Source organism: Megasphaera indica, from assembly GCF_046614755.1.
Classification (GTDB): domain Bacteria; phylum Bacillota; class Negativicutes; order Veillonellales; family Megasphaeraceae; genus Megasphaera; species Megasphaera intestinihominis.
The window spans coordinates 1-19,249 of the sequence record NZ_JBKKJR010000010.1; the positions used below are offsets into that span (position 1 = coordinate 1).

Sequence of the window (19,249 nt, forward strand, 5' to 3'; positions counted from 1 at the left end):
AAATACAGCGTGAAATATTTTTTGGCACTTTGGTCGCTAAGGCCCAAACCGCAAAAAATCCAACGGACTTAGTTCAGGCCTTGTGTAAACTAGCTTCATCAACTTCCGAGGCAGCGTAAAAGTTGTAAAGTGCTGCGTCCTAATACAAAAGAAAAAAATCTGCCCGTCCTGTTCTTTATCCATGGTGGTAATAATCAGAGCGGTGCTGCTGACCAGGTGAACTGGCAGAAGTTTGCTGAAAGGGAACACGTCATCGCCATCAGTATCAATCACCGTCTGGGTGCACTGGGCTTTAATCCCCTACCAGCATTAAAGCATGGTACGGTTGAAGAAAATTCTGGTAACTTTGCTGTATTGGATTTTGTGAGAGGCCTGGACTGGACGAAAGAAAATATTGCCAGCTTCGGCGGAAATGCTAACAATATTACGATTGCAGGCTTTTCTTCCGGTGGACGTGACGTCATGGCATTGCTTATTTCTCCTATAGCAAAAGGGAAATTCCAGAAAGCGATTTCCTTCAGTGGCGGTATGACTACTTCTGATACGGCCTGGGCTCAGCAGATTTTCGCTCAGCATTTTGCTTCTCTCGTCGTTGCAGACGGCATCAAAAAGAGCGACATAGATGCCGCCAAATGGCTGTTGCAGGATACACCGGAGGTCCGTGATTATTTACAGAATCTATCCGCCGACCGTATTGCCGCTGCGTTTGGTCATGCTGGTATCCGCATGAGTGCCTTCCCTCATCTCTATAATGATGGTATCGTATTAGAAAAAGATGCTTTTGCTACGAAAAATTACAATCAAGTACCTCTCATCATGACGACTGGTACAGATGAATTCTCCCTATATACGCGGACTGATAGTTACTTTTCTCCATCCGTTAAAGACGGCTCAATCTTTACGGATCCAGAAAAGCATAAAGAATTCGCTTTTGCTAAGACATATGGCAGCCGTCTGTATGAGCTATTCAATGCCGAAGAATCAGCTGTCACCATGTTCAACCACTATGGCAAAGCACCTATTTATACGATGAAAATTGCCTATGGAAATAATCCGAAGCTCGTCGGTGAAAAAACGGCCTTTACGTCCGGCTCTATCCACGGCATATGGATTCCTTTTGCTACCGGCATCCCAACAGCTACGACAGCAGGCTATCCAGCAGGTTCTTTCGACAATCCCGGCGCGCTAGCACTGACAGCGCAAATACAGGATTATCTGGGTAATTTCATGCGTACAGGGAATCCCAATGGCAAGGGCCTTGTAACATGGAAGAAATGGACCAGCGCAACAGAGGGACCGAGCCAGTTATATGTCAATTCCGATGGGACAAAAGTAGATATCCATCAAGAATACGGCCGCACGACCTATCAGTCTATCCTTGACGAAATAGTCAGGGATACGTCTATAACCGAGAATGCAAAAGAAGAACTCATCAAGCACGTTCTCAGTGGTCGCTGGTTCAGCAAAGGACTTGACACATTCTTCCATAACAATTAAGAAATCATCACTTACATACAATCAAAAAATCCTGCACTCATAAACCATTGGAATTGTGAGTGCAGAATTTTTAATAGACTTAGTGCAGACTTGGATAAACTGGCTTCATCAATTTCCAAGGCAACGTAAAAAGTTTAAATTTTATATTTTTGCATATAGAACAAGGACTGTACAAGATTACGTGCGACAAGCCCCATTTTCTCCAAATATACAAATCTAGCGGGTTTTACTACAATAGAATCAATCTGTAATTCTAACTCAATCGACTCTTCCCTATTATTGGATGTACCATTCTTATTTTCAGGAGGATCAGCATGGATTATTTAAATAGTATGTTTTCTTTGAAAGGCAATGTCGCCCTTGTTACGGGCGGTTCTTACGGCATCGGGTTTGCCATCGCAAAAGCCTTAGCCCGTGCCGGTGCCGTCATTGCCTTCAACTGCCGCAGCCAGGAACACTTGGACCAGGCTATGAAGGATTATAAAAGAGAGGGCATCGACGCGCACGGCTATATTTGCGATGTCACTGATGAAATTCATGTGCAGCAATTAGTTAGAGAAATAGAAAAGACGTTAGGAACCAGTGACATCCTCGTCAACAACGCGGGTATCATCAAGCGCATCCCCATGTGCGACATGACGACGGAAGAGTTCCGCCAGGTCGTCGATATCGACTTAGTCGGCCCGTTCATCGTATCCAAAGCGGTCATTCCCGGTATGATTAAAAAAGGCCACGGCAAAATAATCAATATCTGCTCTATGATGAGCGAATTAGGCCGTGAAACCGTATCGGCTTATGCCGCAGCCAAAGGCGGTCTGAAAATGTTAACCCGCAATATCTGCGCTGAATTTGGCGGCACCAATATCCAGTGCAACGGCATTGGCCCTGGCTACATCGCAACGCCTCAGACAGCTCCGCTGCGTGAAAAACAGCCTGATGGCTCCCGCCATCCTTTTGACCAGTTCATCGTCTCCAAGACGCCAGCTGGCCGCTGGGGCACAACAGAAGACCTCGAAGGGCCTGCTGTATTCTTAGCTTCCCATGCGTCGGACTTCGTCAATGGCCATATCTTATATGTCGACGGCGGTATTCTTGCCTATATCGACAAACAACCTTAAACAAAAATAAGGAGCTGTCACATAAGGCAGCTCCTATTCCATTTTGAAAGGATGAAGAACTATGAAATCTGGATTAATTCTTGCAGGTGAACCCATGGGCCTCTTGATTACTTAAAGTGAAGGTTCCCTTGACAGTGTAAGTGGTTATGATTTGGCCGTTGCTGGCGCAGAATTCAACGTCGCTGTCGGGGTAGCCCGTCTGGGTCACCGCGTTACTTACATGACGAAACTGGGCAAAGATCCTTTTGGTCAGCGAATTATCCATGTACTGAACGAAAACAAAATCGGCAATGAATTCGTCGCCTGGAGTGATACGAAAAAGACAGGGTTCATGCTGAAAGGCCGTGTCAGCCAAGGCGATCCGGATATTTTTTATTTCCGTGCTGGCTCGGCTGCCTCTACGTTATCCGTCGAAGATGTTGAAAAAATCCGCTTCGATGAATACAGCCACATCCATTTGACAGGGATTTTACCGGCCCTCAGTGAATCGACGCGGGCTGCTGTCAACTTAATGTTCGATAAGGCTCGTCAGGCAGGTTTACTGATTACCTTCGATCCCAATTTACGGCCTCAGCTCTGGCCCAGTCAGGATGTCATGATTCAGTCTATTAATGACATGGCATCCAAAGCTGACATCGTTCTCCCTGGGACAGCCGAAGGCAAAATCCTCATGGGCAGTGATGATCCGAAAAAAATCAACGCTTTCTATCGTAACCTGGGAGCCAAAGCCGTTATTACGAAAGTCGGCAGCCAAGGCGCTTACGTAACGACAGCTACCGAAGAGTATCTCGTTCCCGGCTTTAAAGTCGATAAAGTCATCGATACAGTCGGTGCCGGCGATGGTTTCGCAGCCGGGGTCATTACGGCATTGATGGAAGGCCTTCCCTTGAAAGAAGCTGTACGCCGCGGCAATGCCATCGGAGCCATCCAGGTTACCAGCCGGGGAGACAACGAAGGTCTCCCCTATCCGGATCAGTTAAAAGCGTTTATGGAAAAATAGGAGGCAGCCATGATTAGCGATAATATGAAGAAAATATTTGAAATCGGACTGGTTCCACTCATCGTCTTAGAAGATGCACAAGACGCAGTCCCCTTTGGTCAAGCTTTAGCCCGTGGGGGAATCCCGATTGCTGAAGTTACCTTCCGTACGGATGCCTGCCTGGACATCATCCGCGCTATGAAGACCATTCCCGGACTCATTGTCGGAGCTGGCACGGTACATAATGTAGCACAAGCGCAAACCGCTGTAGAAGCAGGTGCTGAATTCATCATTACGCCGGCCTATAATCCTCAGGTCACTCAATGGTGTATCGAAAACCATATCGATATCATGCCGGGAACCGTATCTCCAGCCGACATCGAAGCGGCCAATGGGTTAGGACTGGAAGTTTGCAAATTCTCCCCAGCCGGAGCCTATGGCGGTCCGAAAACTTTAAAGCCCTTGCCGGTCCTTTTGCTGCCATGAAATTCATTCCAACAGGCGGCGTAAATTACGACAACATGAATGAATATCTGGATTTACCGAATGTCGCAGCTGTCGGCGGCAGTTTCATTACCCCTTCTGATTTAGTCAAGGCCAAAGATTGGGATGCCATCGCAGCACACTGCCAAAAAATCGTCCGTCACATGCTGGATTTCACACTCGGTCACGTAGGTCTGCATGTACCTGGCAGAGCGGAAGCTGAAGCCGTAACCGACGGTCTGTGCCGATTAATGGCTCAGGACAAAATTCCCGGTGCCGACAATTTCTTTGCAGGACCTATCGCCGAAATCTGCGACCATGAAATGCCAGGTACGAACGGACACATCTGCATTGATACCCGAGATATGCCCCGCGCCTTAGCCTTCTATCAACGGCAGGGAATCGCTTTGGATGAAGACCATTGCTATCGCGACGAAAAAGGAAATATTAAAGTCGCCTTCTTAAAAGAAACAGTAGGCGGTTTCTCCATTCATCTGCGCAGAAAATAAAAAATCCCCTGATGCTATCCCTACAGCATGATAGTATCAGGGGATTTTTTATTTTGTCAGGGAAATTATGCCCCGGCAACTTCTTTATTTTTGTTCAACATGATGTGCAAGACTTCACAATCGGTCTGCTGCATCCCATTGGAGGCTAAAAGACCTACGTTGCGGATACATTCATCAGCCGTATCGGCGACGAGTCCATCCGTACCTTCTACGCGGATACCGGCTAAGGCCATAAGGACTGAACGATAAGCGATTTCTGCTGCCGAAGCAACTTTCATGGCACAGCTATCGGCAGCGCCATCGCAGACCATGCCGACGATGCCACCATTCATGGACGAAATGGCTTTGCAAATAGTCTGATAGGGCGTCTTGCGGTCAAGGAGCCAGGCCATGCCGGCCGTTGCCCCCATGGCAGCCGTAACGGTCGCGCAGAAAGCAGATAGCTTGGGCAAATAGCTGTGAGCATAGATAGCTACCATACTGGCCAAAGCCAGGGCCCGGACGCGTTCTTCACCAGAGGCTTTGATATGGTCAGCGACAACCGTTACCGGCTCGGACACGGTAATCCCTTGGTTGCCAGAACCGGAATTGGTCATAGCCGGACAAGCAGCGCCACCCATGCGGGCATCCGAAGCAGCTACCGTGCGGACTTGGATTTCACGGGCCAAATCGCCTGCCAGCAAGCCTTCTTTAATGTGTTTTTCCATGGTGCAGCCAATGCGCAGGCCATATTTCCCGGTCAAACCTTCTTTAGACAAGGCATCATTCAAATTTTCTGCATTTTTGATGAACTGGATATTGGCAAGGGGAATGTTTTCAGCAAATTCCAAAATATCTTTGATCGAGAGGGACTGCAAAAAAGCAATTTTATCGGCTTCGCCATTATCACAGCTCGCTTGTTTTTCAAAAATGACCTGCCCATCTTTTTCGATTAAGACGACGTTCGTATGGCTATCGACGATGACGGCGCGGACATGGCGGCTTTCTCCATAGACGTTGGCCTCCGAATAAAGGATATGTTTTGTCGTTTCATTGACACCAACGGTGACCTTGCCATCGGCTACCATTTGTTTCCCTTGGGCTACCACATCAGGCGTCAAGGATTTCAGGACCTGGAGGCCTGCATCAGCATCACCGCCCAGAGCCCCGACAGCAGCGGCAATAGCCAATCCTGGCATGCCGGTTCCAGGAACCATGACGCCCATCCCATTTTTCATCAAATTAGCGGAAACAAAGGCTTTGACAGATTGTACGGGTTCTCCCAATTCTTTCGCCGCCGTAGCCGCTGCAAAAGCCAGGGAAATCGGTTCCGTACATCCCGTAGCCGGTTTGATATCTTGCTTCATGATTTCAATCATTTTATTCCACATAGTACAGGTTTCCATTATTATCACTCCTAAAAAATCAATCTATGAAATCCGTTACAAGCTTACGAAAAAGCCAGGAACGGCGAGATAATCAGCAAGATGCCCGTTGCAATGATGAGATACAGCGAAACACCTTTCAGGTCATGCAGCCGCGGCACCCGATAGACGAGATAAGCCGGAATCAAGCAACCGATCATGCCAAAAACAGGACTGCAGATGGAAGTAAAGCTCAAAACGGGAGCATTGAGAATAATGGCGCCCCACGACACGAGAACCGCAAAGACCAAGATGCCCAACGAAACGGCACGGACATTAATCTTATCTTCCGGCATGATACGTTTCAAACAGTTCATGGCAATGCCACGGCAAGCTTCACGGAAGCCCAGAAAGACACCGAAGAAGGCCGTAACGACAGCAAAAATATTTAAAATCAAACTCATGATCTTAATGGAAGTGCCGGGAATCCCCTGGGCAGCCAATGCTAAAGCAGAAATATTGTTTTCATAAGCCATAACAGCCTGGTCATGGCCCATAGCCAAATTGAACGAAATAGCATAGAAAAATACGGTGACAAAGAGCACGCCAAAAGCGATATTCATAGCCCGCAAAGCCTTGTACCGGGCGACTTCAATCGACTTATTATGGGAACGATAAGAAATAACCATCGGGCTCAAACTCTGCAAGAACAAAATAGATGTCAGCGTGAAGGGCAACATGATGATGGTCTGCTTGATGAGATAGCCAAAATCGGGAAAGCTGCCTACATTCGCTAAATTCCAATGCTGAACCATAATGATGCCCAATACAGCTACGACACACAACTTCGTCAAGACCATCAGCGTCGAAATTTTGAAGAGTACTTTTTCACCACGAGATGCAATGGCGACAAGAGCACAAATAATGGCCAGCCCGTATAACGGATTTTTAGCCAGCGAATGATCTGTCACACCAAAGGTGACTAAGAAAGACGCACTGTCATTATTGATGGCTGTCGAATAGACAAAGACCCAGATAATGAGCATCAGGAAGTAGAGAAGGCCTAAAAACAAGCCCCAGTTCTTGCCCAGGTAATTGCCAATGACACTGGGATAATCTTCGCATCGTTCAGATTTTGCCAATGTATTAATGAATAATCGCTGGAAAAGATACATAGCCGGATAACCGATAATAGAAGATAGGAGATAAATCCAAATCCCTGCCAAGCCTACCTGTACCGGTAAAAATACGATGCCAGCACCGATAGCCATGCCGATACTCATAATGACCCAGCCCCAGTCGGTACTATCAAACTTTACAGCTTCTTTCCACTGTGCTTTGGTCATACCCGCTTTTTCCCATCGGGTCAGCTTTTCCTTTCCCAAAACGTGTCCTTTATCAGGACACTGTACTGTCTGTTCCATTCTATCAATCTCCTTTTATAGTGTAATCCCTTCATTCCACACAAGATACAGTTATTACGTATGGCTTGTATGCCCCTCTTTATTGTTAATAAAATATTATCATAGTAATAATTATTTTGCAATATTTATTGATATGTCTTTTTGTAATAAATATATATTGATGGTTGTTCTTTTGTAATGCACTTACAAAGTCAAAAAAATATCCTGCCAAAAACAAAATATTTTAGCAGGATATTTATATTTTCGTTATATTTAGTTTTCTGTAAAAGGACAATCTCAAATAAATATCAACCTCTCAGACCGCCTTGGGCGGCCAGCTCTCCTATGAGGCGAGCCTTTCGTCCATTAACCGCTTCTTATAAATTTTCATGTTTTTCACCCCTGTATGTTATGATTTTCTTTCTTGATACGGTTCAAATAGCAGTAAAGGGGAAAACAGGCTAATTAGTGGCTAGTCGTTAGGTAATCCAGCGAATCGCAAATAAGGGAATATTCGTTACCCATTCCTGTTCCTGATAATCACTCATGGAAAATCGGATAGCTTTTGCTGGATGGTATTTTTCAACATAGACCTTTAAGCTCTTGGATTGTAAATTCTGTTCCGCTTTAACTTCCAGTGGAATGACCTCTCTCCCTTTCTGAATCATGAAATTGATTTCATACCGATTACTGGGAGACGTAAAGTAATAAGGATTATACGATGTTTCAGAAAGTAGTTGCTGGCAAACGTACTGTTCTGTCAAAGCCCCTTTAAACTCTACAAAAATATCGTTTCCATCCAGAAGGGAACGCACGTCCAATTCACTAATGGCCGCTAATAAGCCCACATCTAAGAAAAAAAGTTTATATGCGTTCTGTTCGGCATAGGCTTTAAGTGGCATGGCTGGTTTGGAAACACGATTCACCTTAGCAATCAATCCACAATCGACAAGCCATTCTATGGCAATTTCAAAATCTTTAGACCGTGCCCCTTTTTTTACCTGTCCAAAGAAAAATTTCTTATTTTCCTTTGCTAATTGAAGCGGGATGGCGTTCCATACCATTCGGACACGAGGAATCTCCGCTGTGATGATATGCTTACTAAAATCCGCTTCATATAGGGTAATCAAGTCATTTTGAATCTGCCGCACAACACTATAATCAGCCGTTTCTGCAAAAGCGGCTACCGCTTCCGGCATACCCCCGATATAATAATAATTCTTGAGCCAGGTGACAAAACGGTCATGAAATACTTTCAGCATAGCCGGATCGCGCTGGTCCAATAAATCCGCTAAGCGCTCTTCATGGACAGCCCGTAAAAATTCATAAAAAGATAGCGGATACAATTGCATTGTCGTCACTTTTCCAACAGGGAATGAAATACCTTTATGCAGAGCAATCCCTAATAAAGAGCCGGCAGCTATTACAGGGTACTCCGGTGCATTTTCACAAAAATACTTTAACGCAGAAATCGCTTGTGGCGCTTCCTGGACTTCATCTAAGATAATCAAAGTTTCTTGAGGCCGGATACTTTCACCAGTTTCTACCTGAAAAGCTAATAAAATGCGGCGGATATCATAGTCTTGTTCAAAAATCTGCTGCATCCGTGGATTATTATCGAAGTTGATGTACACTACATTCTGAAAATATCGGCGTCCGAACTCTTTCATGAGCCAAGTCTTGCCAACTTGGCGAGCTCCTTTCAAAATCAACGGTTTCCGACGAGGCGCCGTTTTCCACTTTACCAATGATTTCATTAATTCTCTTTCCAAGATTCCACCCCCTAAACAGAAAGTCTTTTCCTTATTATAACATTTTTTCGCGCAACTTTTGCGTCTATCTCTACATTTTTCTGCGCGACTTTTCATTCTTGCATAAAAAAATTCCCCGATGCCATCTAAATAATAGCTAGCATCAGGGAATTTTATATGTTATCAAGAAAATCAACCTCTCAGACCGCCTCAGGCGGTCAGTTCTCCTATGAGGCGAGCCTTTTTAGAAGCCCGCTTTGGACAGTTCGTCTTTCATGGCCCGGCGGTTCCGGTAGGTTTCACACCATTCTTGAGCGATTTTGCGGGCCAATTCCAGGCCTTCAGGATAGGTGCTGAGTTTTTTCAAATAAACAATACAGAATCGTTTTGGTCGGATTTTGTCGATTCATAGTGCTCGATTTCCGCATCAATCCGTTCAAGTTTCCATTTCAAGGACGCCGGGTCATCGAAGTCATTATACAGCACCTCTTCGTAATAGCCGTATAGCTCATTGCCCTTGTTTTTGATTGCATCCATCTGCTGTATAAACCATCGATGCAGCTTCGGCACGTCTTCCGTTTTGGCATGGCCAATGATATCGGCCCAGTAAGCTCGACATTCATCCAGACAGAGCTGCTGGTCATCTTCATCTTCAAAAGATATATCCGCCACATTGGACGCCATGATATTGACCAGTTCCAATGCTTCCATCGTACAAGAGCGCTTAATCAGCGGCGGTATGGTGCTGCTCAAATAATCAAGGACCTTGTCAGCGAAAGCCTTACTGGCATTATATTCAATATATCCCAAGAGGTCGTAAGAAGCCAATACCCGGTCTATTTCGCGTTCATATCGATGCATTTCCTTAGCAGACGGTTTGCCCCTGGAAAAATCTAGTACGATTTTCTTCTGCAAAGCCCGATTATCTTCGGCTAATTGAAAGAAAAAGTTACGCAAATCTGATTCAGACAGGCGCTGCAAGATATCCTACCACGATGCTTTTTTCTGTCCAGCATCAGCCGCTTCATCCAGTTCTTCGTCTTCAGCGGCCAGCAGTACGGCGACCATGTGCTTGCAATATTCTCCCTGTTCGGCATAGGGACAGGTGCAGTCCATCCCTTCGACCTGGCCGTCTTCCAAATCGATAGTGACTTCATATATATCACTGCCATAGACGTCGGCCGTTATCTGCTTCTCCGTGCACTTCAGATTGGAGACGTCGCCTTCTTCGTAATAGCGTTCGCCACGCTTGTAAATTTTAGATGAAAAGAAGTCTCTCCAATTCCCTAAATCCATTTTGCTCACCCCTGTGCGTTGTGATTTTCTTTCTTGATACGGTTCAAGTAGCGGTAAATCGTCGGTTCCGAAACGCCCAATATCTGGGCCAGGGCATAGACGCTGCCTTTGAGGACGAAGAGGCCGTTCTTGTAAAGGTCTTCGACGACAGTCAGGCGTTCTGCCTGGGATAGGCGTTTGGCCTCGGTCCCGTAAGGGGCCAGGGTCCGCTGGATGAGGTGCTGGATGGCATCGTCTACGGTCGGATACATGCTTTCTGAGATTTCGACGCTCAGGAAATGGTCATCTTCCTTCTTAGTGTTATCCTGAGGCATGCCGTCAATGTGTTTCCCAGGGTCCATCAAGATGAGGGCATCCAGTTGTTTCCGCACGTCCAGATAGCGCTGGACATCATAATTCAGGCAAAGGGCCCCAATGATATTATCCTCCTCATCATGAATAAAAAAAGTCGAAGACCGCAGGGTATGGCCGTTGACGCTCTTCCCGTAGTAATTGGTCATATATTCCTGATCCCTTTTCTTACCGACCTGCATGAGTTTCAAAATAAAATCCGTCGCCGGAGCTCCCAGTTTGCGGCTGCTGATGTCGCCATTGGCAATGGCGATGACCGATTCATCGGGATAGCGCAGATCATGAAGGACGACTTCACAATCCTTCCCCAGGGCCGCTCCCAAAAAAGGCACGATACGTTTATACATCTCTAAAATAGTCATGACGTCACTTCCCCTATGTAGTATAAGAAAATTTTATCACAATGAGAATGTATAGGGCAAGAAAAAAGAGGCCACCCCATAAAGACAGCCTCTTTTTACGTTGATCGTAGGTTGTTCATCGTTTGTCGTACGGGATTAAAAATATCACCCCATCGCGATGACCGATGAACTACGAACGCAAAACGTTTAAGCGGCTAGCAGTTAGTGGTTAGCCGCTGGTTTTAAATTTAAAGCCATTTTCTACAAACTACAAACTCCGAACTCCAAACTAATACTTACACTTCTGCAATGACTTCGATTTCGCAGAGGAAATGAGCCGGCAGTTCTTTGACGGCTACGCAGCTGCGGGCCGGTTTGCTGATGAAAGTTTTTTCGTAAATGGCGTTGAAAGCGGCAAAGTCTTTCATGTCATAGAGGAAGCACGTCGTCTTGACGACTTTCGAGAAGTCCGAACCGGCTGCTTCGAGGATAGCGGCAATATTTTTGACAGCCTGTTCCGTCTGGGCTTCAATACCTTCCTGGAGTTTACCCGTCTGCGGATCGACACCAGCCGTCCCGGAAATATACAACATACCATTCGATACCATAGCCTGCGAATAAGGACCGATGGCTTTCGGTGCATTAGGGGAAACAATTACGTTCATGGAAATACCTCCTGTAAGATAGCTTTATTTTTTACTAATAAAATATTATCACGATAATAATTGATTTGCAAGCGTTATTTCGACATTTTTTATCCGAAAATGCGTCATAGCCCCCTTACAATGTTGACATATGTCATCTATAAATCTATAATAAAAAGCGTAAAGGAGGGGGTACTATGCCGAGACCACCGCGGTGCCGACGGGTCTGTTCGTTGCCTGTTTCGGCGGCTTTCGAGCCTATAGATGGCGCACAGTCAGACGATGTGATTGTCATGGGCATTGACGAATATGAAGTCATCCGCCTCATCGACTGGGTCGGCCTGACGCAGGAACAGTGTGCCGCTCAGATCAATGTGGCGCGCACGACGGTAACCGGTATTTACGATTCGGCCCGACACAAGTTGGCCGACGCCCTCATCCATGGCAAACGCCTCGTCATCGAAGGCGGCCATATCCAAGTTTGTGAACGTTCCGGCACGTGTTGCCATACCTGTTGCCGCGCCGGAAAAAATAACACAAAGGAGAATGATCCCAATGAGTGAAAATTGCACACACGACTGTTCCAGCTGCGGCAGCTCCTGCGCTGAACGCACACAGCCCCAGAGCCTGCAGGCTGCTCCTCATGCCGGCTCGCACATCAAGCATGTCATCGCTGTCGTCAGCGGTAAAGGCGGCGTCGGTAAATCCCTGGTAACGTCCCTCATGGCTGTTGAAATGCAGCGCCGCGGCTTCAAGACGGCTATCCTCGATGCCGATATCACGGGCCCGTCGATTCCGAAAGTCTTCGGCCTGACCGACCACGCTACGGGCGATGAAAACGGTATCTATCCGGTAACGACCAAGACGGGCATCAAGGTCATGTCCATGAACCTCCTGCTCGAAGACGCAGCGGCTCCTGTCGTATGGCGCGGCCCGGTCATTTCCGGTGCGGTAAAGCAGTTCTGGACCGATGTCATCTGGGGCGATATCGACTACATGTTCGTCGACATGCCGCCGGGAACGGGCGACGTCCCGCTGACGGTCTTCCAGTCCCTGCCCATGGACGGCATCCTGGTCGTCACATCGCCGCAGGAACTCGTTTCCATGATCGTCGAAAAAGCACTGAACATGTCGGAAATGATGCACGTCCCAGTCCTGGGTCTCATCGAAAACATGAGCTATTTTGAATGTCCTCATTGTCATGAAAAACTGTCCATCTTCGGCAAGAGCCACGTCGAAGAATCGGCACAGAAATATGATATCCCCCATACGGCCAAACTGCCGATCGACCCGGAATTCGCAGCCCACTGCGATAAAGGCGATATCGAAGGCTATGAAGCCAGCTATATGGCAGATACCGCTTCCTTCCTGGAAGGCGTGTTAGGGAAATAATAAAAAGGCGCTGTCGCACGAAGACAGCGCCTTTTCTTGTAGGGGCGCCACGTGGGGCGCCCGCTCTGGGATATGTACGATTTCCTGCCCTGTTTGCTAGAAGAATCATCCAAATCCCTAACGGGTCGCCCACGTGGCGCCCCCTACATACTCCGAATTACAAACTATAAAAGAGCAACCTCTCAGTCAGCTTCGCTGACAGCTCTCCTATGAAGAGAGCCACTGCGGGCCGCCTACGAGTCACTAGCCACGAACCACTAATTATTTCACATTTTTCGTGGCATCGATGCCGAGGGCTCTCATGATGCCAAAGAATACTTCGGTGTTGTCCATGACGCCCTGGAAGTACTCCGAGCCAGGACCTTCTGCGTTGAGCGGTACGTCGTCGGCAGCATGGCATTCGTCACCGATGGTATCGGGGATGTTGGCCGGTACGAGTTCCCAGGGATCGCCGTCGTGATGGCGGGCCGGATTGGCTTTTTCGACGACTGTCGATACCTGATGGTATTCGGTCTTATCGCCAGCCTGCTGAGCTTCCTGTTTGGTAACGGTCTGAGAAACAGTCGGCAGTGTCGGTTTCTGCTGGAAGTGGAAGTTTTCGTAATATTCCGGATGGTTGGCATACTGGATGGCCAGGGTGACATCGGGATCCGGATTATCCGGGAAGCCATCGTGGTTGGCATCTTTGAAGGTCGGGAAGATGGAGTCGGCATAAGTGCGGACAGCTGCCAGGCCCTTCTTGCCATCCCGTTCATGGTAGGTCCCGGTAATGGAAGCGCCGTGAGCATGGTCGGCGACGACGATGATCAGCGTGTTGTCCCCGTGTTCTTTATTCCATTTCTGGGCGTATTCGATGGCCTTGTCGAATTCGATGGTGTCATACGTTGCGCGCTGCCAATCCATGGCGTGGAGCTGTTTGTCGATGGATGCGCCTTCAATCATGGCAAAGAAGCCTTTCGGGTTCTTGCTGAGGATATCCAGGGATTTCTTGGTCATGTTAATGAGGTTCGGCTGGTCCGTATATTTGCCGAGGACTTCCGGGTTCTTGAGCATTTCACGGTCGACATAGACATTCATCGTGCTCGGATGGAACAGGCCCAGGAGCGGTTTATTATCCGGAGCGGCCATCATTTCCTTAGAATTGCTGACGAAGGTATAGCCTTTATCCTTGAATTCCTGGATGACGTTCTGGTTGTCATGGCGCTTCGAGCCCTGTTCGGACTGCGGGATGTAACGGCGCGAACCGCCACCCATGATGACGTCCGGGCGATGATAATCTTCGAGGTATTCCGAAGCGAGGTAATCCTGGTTGGCACGGCGGCGCGTATGACCGACCATAGCTGCCGGCGTGGCGTCTGTCGATTCGGCCTGGGTGATGATGCCGACAGACATGCCGCGGCTGCGTTTTACGATTTCCGAAATATTTTCGACGCGCGGATCATCGAAGGGGTCTTTCGTGGAGTCTTCATAGACGCCCAAGGCGTTGACGACGGATTTATGACCTGTTGCATAGGCGGACGCCGAGTTGGCACTGTCTGTCGTCAGGGAATCGTAACCGCTGGTCGTAATCAGGCAGTTATGGGGCATTTTTTCCATGGCCAGTAAATCATTATACTTGCCGTTGGTCATGCCTTTAGAAATAATACGGGCCATTTCGCGGGCCTGCAGGGACATGCCGTCGCCGACGAAGAGGATGACGTTCTTGGCCTGGCGCTGAGCTTTGTCCTGAACGACGGTATAGCGGGCATCGGCCGAGTTAGCGCCATCGGCATCGGTAGCCGTCGCTTTTACCGTATAGGCACCGGCTTTGGGGAAATCGACCTGATTGGCACGATATGAAATGACGCCGTTGCCTAAATCTTTGGCATCTAATTTCTGACCAAAGAATTTATCAGCTTTCTGTCCATTGACCGTGATGTCGACATTCTTCAGATTCTTTGCTTTCGATACTTCGACGTCGAAATCGAATTTGGCACCAGCCAGGAATTTCGCATTATCGACGGGAAGGATGCGGACATCTGCCGCCTGTACTCCGGGAATGAATCCTGCTAATGAGCCGCAGGCTACCATGGAAAGAATTACTCGTTTTAACCATTGTCGTTTCATATCGTGACCTCCTGAATTTTGTAACATATTCGACACGATAAGTATAAAGCCCCTATACATAGAAAAGGTCAAATCTATGTATAATTTATGTATAATCTCAGGAAGGAGTGTATACTCATGATTTACAGCTGCATCGATATCGGTGGTACAGCCATCAAATTCGGCCTCATCGACGAAACGGGCCGGTTCCATAAGAAAGGCAGCCTGCCAACAGAAGCGGCGACGGGCGGCGGTCCGGGCATTGTCCACAAAGTCCGCTCGCTCATCCAGCGCCAGCTGGCCGACCATCCCTTAGCGGGCATCGGCATCTCGACAGCCGGCATCATCGACACGGAAAGAGGGGCCGTCGACTACGCCCTGTCCATCCCGGACTATACGGGGACGGCCTGGAAATCGCTCTTGGAAAATGAATTCCAGCTCCCCTGTATCGTCGAAAACGACACGAACTGCGCCGCCCTGGGAGAATGGTGGCTCGGCGCCGGCCGGGACATGGACTCCCTCTTCGCCGTGACCGTCGGCACCAGTATCGGCGGGGCCTTCATCGAAAAGGGCCATATCCTCCACGGAGCCTGCCGGTCTGCCGGGGAAATCGCCTATATGCGCGTCCCTGCCGGCCGCCTCCACGACGTCGCTTCGGCAACATACCTCTGCCGGGAAATGGCATGCAAAAAAGCCGCCGACCCGGAAAAGGTCGACGGCCGTACTTGCTTTGCCTGGGTCCGTCAGGGAGATGCCACGGCAGCAGCGGTCCTCGATACATTCTGCCAGAATCTGGCCGATGGCCTGGCCAATATCGCCTGCCTGTGCAATCCCGATGGCATCGTCCTCGGCGGCGGCATCATGGCCCAAGAGGATATCCTGAGGCCGAAGCTGGAAACAGCCCTGGCGGCGCGATTGCCAGCCATGATGCTGCCGCCTAAGGGACTGGCCTTCGCCAAACGGCAGAACGACGCCGGTATGCTGGGCGCGTTGTATCTATTGCTGCATCGAAACGGCAGCTATTGATGATTCAGTTTCGTGCGGACGATGCGGGTTACTTTTTCATCGACTAAGGCCCGGAATTCCGCGTTGCTCTTATATTCCTTCAAGAGACCGTCATATGTTTCCCGTTCGTGGGCATATTCATGGCAGACCAGGACCATATCGGCACCGGCCTTGATGGCCATGACGCTCATGTCGGCAAAGGCATAGTGCTTGGCCATGGCGCCCATTTCCATATCGTCGGAAACGATGAGTCCCTGGTAGCCGAAAGTGTTGCGCAATAAATCGGTCATGATCGGCTTGGAGACACAGGCCGGAAGATTGGGGTCCAGCGCCGGGAAGGTGACGTTCGAAACCATGATGAACATTTTCTGATTGTCTTCGCTCTTGATGAGGTTTTCAAAAGGCTTCAAATCCTGCTTCATCAAGTCATCCTTGGAACTGTTGACGCTGTCGCCGTCGATATGGGGATCCGTCTTGACTTTGCCGATGCCCGGGAAATGCTTGAGGGAACACCAGATTCCCGTCTGTTCGTAGCCGGCAATGGCTTCATGGGCGAATTGGGTCACGACGCCAGGGTCGAGGCTGTACGACCGTTCAGCCTGAGAACCGAGGTCGACGACAGGCGCAAAGTTGACGTTGATGCCCAGCTTTTTCAGGGCATCGCCTGTCGTGACGGCCCACTGTTTCGCCTGGGCCGGCTGGCCGCTCTGGCCGATGGACTGTTCAGACGGTACGGGCGGGAAGGCCTTGCGCATGCGCAAGACCTGGCCTCCTTCCTGATCGAGGGCAATGAAAGGCATGACGCCGCTCTTCTTGCGGATCGTCGTGTCTATTTTTTTTGTCAAATGCTGGACCTGTTCGGGTGTATCCATATTGCGGTCGAATAAGATAACATTCCCGGCATGGCAGTATTCCAGCTGGCGCTGGCCCTGGTCGTCCCGGCCAGGCCGATCATCATGAGCTGGCCGATCTTTACTTCCGGTGACATCTTGGCGACGAGCTGCGATGCTTCATCTTCCTGAACAGCGCCTTTAGAGGGCCCTGCCGGGCCCGCTGGCGACGGCGAACGGTCCCAGAAGAACCAGGCGCCGATGGCTGCCAGCACCAGGATAGCCAGGGCCAGGAAAATGCCGCTCTTCGTATTAGGCTTCTTCATTATATGCCAGCTCCCCGGCGATGACCGTCTGTTTTACATGGAAATCGTTGCTGTCCAGGATGGTAATGTCCGCCTGCTTCCCTTCTTCCAGGGAACCGATGCGGTCGTAGACACCGAGGGCTTTGGCCGGGTTGACCGTAGCCATGGCGACGACATCGGGAATGGAGGCGCCGGAATTAATGAGGAAATGGAGGACCACTTCGTTCATGGGGACAATACTGGCAGCCAGGGTCCCGTCAGCCAAGCGGGCTTCACCATTCTTGACGAAGACTTGCTGGCCACCCAAGCTGGATTCGCCATCGCCCTGCAGGCAGGCCCGCAACGAGTCGGTGACCAGGATGAGGCCGTCGCGGCCCTTCATCTGATAGGCCAGTTTCTGCGCTGCCGGATGGACGTGCAAATCGTCGCAGATCAATTCACAGCAGGCGCCCTTATGGAGCAGGGCTGCGCCGACGACACCGGGTCTGCGATGGTGGAACGGCGTCATAGCATTATATAAATGCGTAACATGGCAGCTGCCGAGGGCGTCCATGCAGTCCATGGCCTGGTCGAAATCGGCCGCCGTGTGACCGATGGACACGATAATACCGTGGTCCTGGCAGTCCTTCAGGAATTTCTTGTTCTTCAATGTTTCCGGTGCCAGGGTGATGATCTTGATGACGTCGGCATATGGTTCGAGCCAGGAAAAATCGGCAGTCTGGATATTTTCTTCCGCCTGGGAGCCTTTGTAGGCCGGGCTGATGAAAGGCCCTTCCATATGAGCGCCCAATACCTGGGCGCCGCCCTGATAGTCATCCCGGGCCTGGCGGATCCGGCTGAGGGCTTTCTCGATGCGTCCCTGTTCCATAGTCATCGTCGTCGGTACGAAGGACGTAACGCCCGTCGCCGGCAGGGCCTGCTGCATGGTCTTCAGGGCCTGGTTATCGTCATCCATAGTGTCGGCACCGGCACAGCCGTGGATGTGTTCATTGATGAATCCCGGTACGACGAAGCCGCCATTGGCATCGATGAATTCCGAGCACATGCCGGCCCGGAACTGCTTGCGCGGTACGATGCGCCAGATATCCTTTTCATACATAATGACGTGACCGTTAATGATTTCGTTCGGCAGGACAATGAGTCCGTCGATGATAGCTTTCATGTTGATTTCCTCCTAATGTGTTCATTGCCTCCAGTATACCACAAACGGCAAGGCTGTGGAAATTGTGGATAAATGAAGTGGATAAGTTGTGCACACACTGTCAGAATGGCTATTTTATGCTTTGTTCACCTGTGCATACCTTTCCACAATATATCCACATATTGTGCATAACTTGCCGAGAGCATTTATCCACATTTTTTCAAGAATTATGCACATTATCTGCGCCATTTGTTCGCCCGTCAAAAATCGCGTAATCATCCCGTTTTCAGGCCGTTTTCACCGGAGGTACACATTTATCCACGAAAGTTATCCACATTTTCCCTGCGAATCCCCAAAAAGTATGCACCTGAAAAAATCAGCATAACCGTGCGCTTCACAAAAAAATATCCACATTTCTGTCACCCTTGTGCACAGGAAATGTGGATAAATTGTTTATAGATTATGGTGGAGGCTTATCCCTTAATCGACAGGGCGGCTCCAATCAATGTGAATGCCCGTAGCCCGCCAGATATAGCACAAGGCCAGTTTCAGCATTTCCAGGCTCGATGTCGGGACGGTGCTGATGGTCTTATATTGCGCTAAATCCGTATACTGGTGCAAGACTTTTTCTGTCGTCAAATACTGGCGGGCCCGTTCATTCATGACGTCGTCGTTCAAGTGGACGCCGAGTTCTTTCGTCTCTGTATCGTATTCGATGTACCCGTTATTGTTATCACCCGTGTGGGCAGCTACTTTAAAAATTGCCATAACAAAAA

At 49.1% G+C, this 19,249-nt stretch carries 17 protein-coding genes and 3 pseudogenes; 7 read left to right on the plus strand and 13 right to left on the minus strand.

What is annotated here, in order from left to right:
* Positions 1-129 precede the first annotated feature (129 nt).
* The 4 genes and pseudogenes from ACFCTO_RS06370 to ACFCTO_RS06385 all read left to right on the plus strand — a co-directional run.
* Positions 130-843, plus strand: a pseudogene (locus ACFCTO_RS06370) (carboxylesterase family protein); the annotation flags it as partial.
* A 968-nt stretch (positions 844-1,811) separates the two neighbouring features.
* Positions 1,812-2,615: a gluconate 5-dehydrogenase gene (locus ACFCTO_RS06375; RefSeq protein WP_499876582.1), complete on the plus strand. Its 804-nt coding sequence runs from the start codon at positions 1,812-1,814 to the stop codon at positions 2,613-2,615.
* A gap of 145 nt (positions 2,616-2,760) precedes the next feature.
* A pseudogene (locus ACFCTO_RS06380) lies at positions 2,761-3,615 on the plus strand (sugar kinase); the annotation flags it as partial.
* 24 nt (positions 3,616-3,639) lie between these two features.
* Positions 3,640-4,586, plus strand: a pseudogene (locus ACFCTO_RS06385) (bifunctional 4-hydroxy-2-oxoglutarate aldolase/2-dehydro-3-deoxy-phosphogluconate aldolase).
* A 65-nt stretch (positions 4,587-4,651) separates the two neighbouring features.
* Here the strand turns inward: ACFCTO_RS06385 and ACFCTO_RS06390 are convergent.
* From ACFCTO_RS06390 to ACFCTO_RS06425, 8 genes are all read right to left on the minus strand, one after another.
* Entirely contained in the window at positions 4,652-5,971 is a 1,320-nt protein-coding gene (locus tag ACFCTO_RS06390) for an L-cysteine desulfidase family protein (RefSeq protein WP_499876583.1), read from the minus strand.
* A gap of 44 nt (positions 5,972-6,015) precedes the next feature.
* Positions 6,016-7,275 carry an SLC5/6 family protein gene (locus tag ACFCTO_RS06395; RefSeq protein ID WP_020311771.1) on the minus strand — a complete coding sequence of 420 codons (1,260 nt, stop codon included), beginning with the start codon at positions 7,273-7,275 and terminating at the stop codon, positions 6,016-6,018.
* Positions 7,276-7,811: 536 nt separating this feature from the next.
* Positions 7,812-9,104 carry an ATP-binding protein gene (locus ACFCTO_RS06400; RefSeq protein WP_499876584.1) on the minus strand — a complete coding sequence of 431 codons (1,293 nt, stop codon included), beginning with the start codon at positions 9,102-9,104 and terminating at the stop codon, positions 7,812-7,814.
* Between the two features lie 223 nt (positions 9,105-9,327).
* The gene (locus ACFCTO_RS06405; RefSeq protein ID WP_298675434.1) at positions 9,328-9,450 is read right to left on the minus strand and encodes a hypothetical protein; all 123 of its coding nucleotides are present in this window, start codon (positions 9,448-9,450) and stop codon (positions 9,328-9,330) included.
* The gene (locus ACFCTO_RS06410; protein ID WP_302420511.1) at positions 9,447-9,998 is read right to left on the minus strand and encodes a hypothetical protein; all 552 of its coding nucleotides are present in this window, start codon (positions 9,996-9,998) and stop codon (positions 9,447-9,449) included. Before ACFCTO_RS06410 ends, ACFCTO_RS06405 begins: the two co-directional genes overlap by 4 nt.
* Before the next feature lie 72 nt (positions 9,999-10,070).
* Positions 10,071-10,379 (minus strand): SWIM zinc finger family protein, encoded by a 309-nt coding sequence (locus ACFCTO_RS06415; protein WP_299723334.1) that lies wholly within the window; start codon positions 10,377-10,379, stop codon positions 10,071-10,073.
* 5 nt (positions 10,380-10,384) lie between these two features.
* The gene (locus ACFCTO_RS06420) at positions 10,385-11,092 is read right to left on the minus strand and encodes a helix-turn-helix transcriptional regulator (protein ID WP_299723331.1); all 708 of its coding nucleotides are present in this window, start codon (positions 11,090-11,092) and stop codon (positions 10,385-10,387) included.
* A gap of 275 nt (positions 11,093-11,367) precedes the next feature.
* A complete protein-coding gene (locus ACFCTO_RS06425) occupies positions 11,368-11,736 on the minus strand; it encodes a RidA family protein (protein WP_292299946.1) in 369 nt (122 codons plus the stop codon).
* Between the two features lie 176 nt (positions 11,737-11,912).
* On the opposite strand from ACFCTO_RS06425, the gene ACFCTO_RS06430 reads away from it, so the two are divergent.
* Positions 11,913-12,278, plus strand: a complete 366-nt coding sequence (locus ACFCTO_RS06430) for a DUF134 domain-containing protein (protein ID WP_288641559.1) — start codon at positions 11,913-11,915, stop codon at positions 12,276-12,278.
* Entirely contained in the window at positions 12,271-13,107 is an 837-nt protein-coding gene (locus tag ACFCTO_RS06435; RefSeq protein ID WP_020724034.1) for an Mrp/NBP35 family ATP-binding protein, read from the plus strand. The genes ACFCTO_RS06430 and ACFCTO_RS06435 overlap by 8 nt, the downstream gene beginning before the upstream one ends.
* Before the next feature lie 261 nt (positions 13,108-13,368).
* On the opposite strand, the gene ACFCTO_RS06440 is transcribed toward ACFCTO_RS06435, so the two are convergent.
* Complete coding sequence (locus tag ACFCTO_RS06440) at positions 13,369-15,213, minus strand: alkaline phosphatase (protein ID WP_492001241.1); 1,845 nt, start codon at positions 15,211-15,213, stop codon at positions 13,369-13,371.
* Positions 15,214-15,330: 117 nt separating this feature from the next.
* Between ACFCTO_RS06440 and ACFCTO_RS06445 the strand changes: the two genes are divergently transcribed.
* Positions 15,331-16,218: an ROK family protein gene (locus tag ACFCTO_RS06445; RefSeq protein WP_492001242.1), complete on the plus strand. Its 888-nt coding sequence runs from the start codon at positions 15,331-15,333 to the stop codon at positions 16,216-16,218.
* Here the strand turns inward: ACFCTO_RS06445 and ACFCTO_RS06450 are convergent.
* The 4 genes from ACFCTO_RS06450 to ACFCTO_RS06465 form a co-directional block, all read right to left on the minus strand.
* A complete protein-coding gene (locus tag ACFCTO_RS06450; protein WP_499876585.1) occupies positions 16,212-17,069 on the minus strand; it encodes a glycoside hydrolase family 3 N-terminal domain-containing protein in 858 nt (285 codons plus the stop codon). The genes ACFCTO_RS06445 and ACFCTO_RS06450 overlap by 7 nt on opposite strands.
* The gene (locus ACFCTO_RS06455; RefSeq protein ID WP_499876586.1) at positions 17,039-17,353 is read right to left on the minus strand and encodes a hypothetical protein; all 315 of its coding nucleotides are present in this window, start codon (positions 17,351-17,353) and stop codon (positions 17,039-17,041) included. The genes ACFCTO_RS06450 and ACFCTO_RS06455 overlap by 31 nt, the downstream gene beginning before the upstream one ends.
* The gene (gene nagA, locus ACFCTO_RS06460; RefSeq protein WP_288641547.1) at positions 17,340-18,494 is read right to left on the minus strand and encodes an N-acetylglucosamine-6-phosphate deacetylase; all 1,155 of its coding nucleotides are present in this window, start codon (positions 18,492-18,494) and stop codon (positions 17,340-17,342) included. Before nagA ends, ACFCTO_RS06455 begins: the two co-directional genes overlap by 14 nt.
* Positions 18,495-18,953: 459 nt before the next feature.
* Positions 18,954-19,241: a hypothetical protein gene (locus tag ACFCTO_RS06465; RefSeq protein WP_020309616.1), complete on the minus strand. Its 288-nt coding sequence runs from the start codon at positions 19,239-19,241 to the stop codon at positions 18,954-18,956.
* Between the last annotated feature and the right edge of the window lie 8 nt (positions 19,242-19,249).

Coding starts and splice junctions, on each gene's coding strand:
- ACFCTO_RS06375 (WP_499876582.1), top strand. CDS start 1,812: ATGGATTATTTAAATAGTATGTTTTCTTTGAAAGGCAATGTCGCCCTT.
- ACFCTO_RS06415 (WP_299723334.1), bottom strand. CDS start 10,379: ATGGATTTAGGGAATTGGAGAGACTTCTTTTCATCTAAAATTTACAAG.
- ACFCTO_RS06430 (WP_288641559.1), top strand. CDS start 11,913: ATGCCGAGACCACCGCGGTGCCGACGGGTCTGTTCGTTGCCTGTTTCG.
- ACFCTO_RS06440 (WP_492001241.1), bottom strand. CDS start 15,213: ATGAAACGACAATGGTTAAAACGAGTAATTCTTTCCATGGTAGCCTGC.
- ACFCTO_RS06425 (WP_292299946.1), bottom strand. CDS start 11,736: ATGAACGTAATTGTTTCCCCTAATGCACCGAAAGCCATCGGTCCTTAT.
- ACFCTO_RS06390 (WP_499876583.1), bottom strand. CDS start 5,971: ATGGAAACCTGTACTATGTGGAATAAAATGATTGAAATCATGAAGCAA.
- ACFCTO_RS06465 (WP_020309616.1), bottom strand. CDS start 19,241: ATGGCAATTTTTAAAGTAGCTGCCCACACGGGTGATAACAATAACGGG.
- ACFCTO_RS06420 (WP_299723331.1), bottom strand. CDS start 11,092: ATGACTATTTTAGAGATGTATAAACGTATCGTGCCTTTTTTGGGAGCG.
- ACFCTO_RS06435 (WP_020724034.1), top strand. CDS start 12,271: ATGAGTGAAAATTGCACACACGACTGTTCCAGCTGCGGCAGCTCCTGC.
- ACFCTO_RS06450 (WP_499876585.1), bottom strand. CDS start 17,069: ATGGATACACCCGAACAGGTCCAGCATTTGACAAAAAAAATAGACACG.
- nagA (WP_288641547.1), bottom strand. CDS start 18,494: ATGAAAGCTATCATCGACGGACTCATTGTCCTGCCGAACGAAATCATT.
- ACFCTO_RS06395 (WP_020311771.1), bottom strand. CDS start 7,275: ATGACCAAAGCACAGTGGAAAGAAGCTGTAAAGTTTGATAGTACCGAC.
- ACFCTO_RS06445 (WP_492001242.1), top strand. CDS start 15,331: ATGATTTACAGCTGCATCGATATCGGTGGTACAGCCATCAAATTCGGC.
- ACFCTO_RS06455 (WP_499876586.1), bottom strand. CDS start 17,353: ATGAAGAAGCCTAATACGAAGAGCGGCATTTTCCTGGCCCTGGCTATC.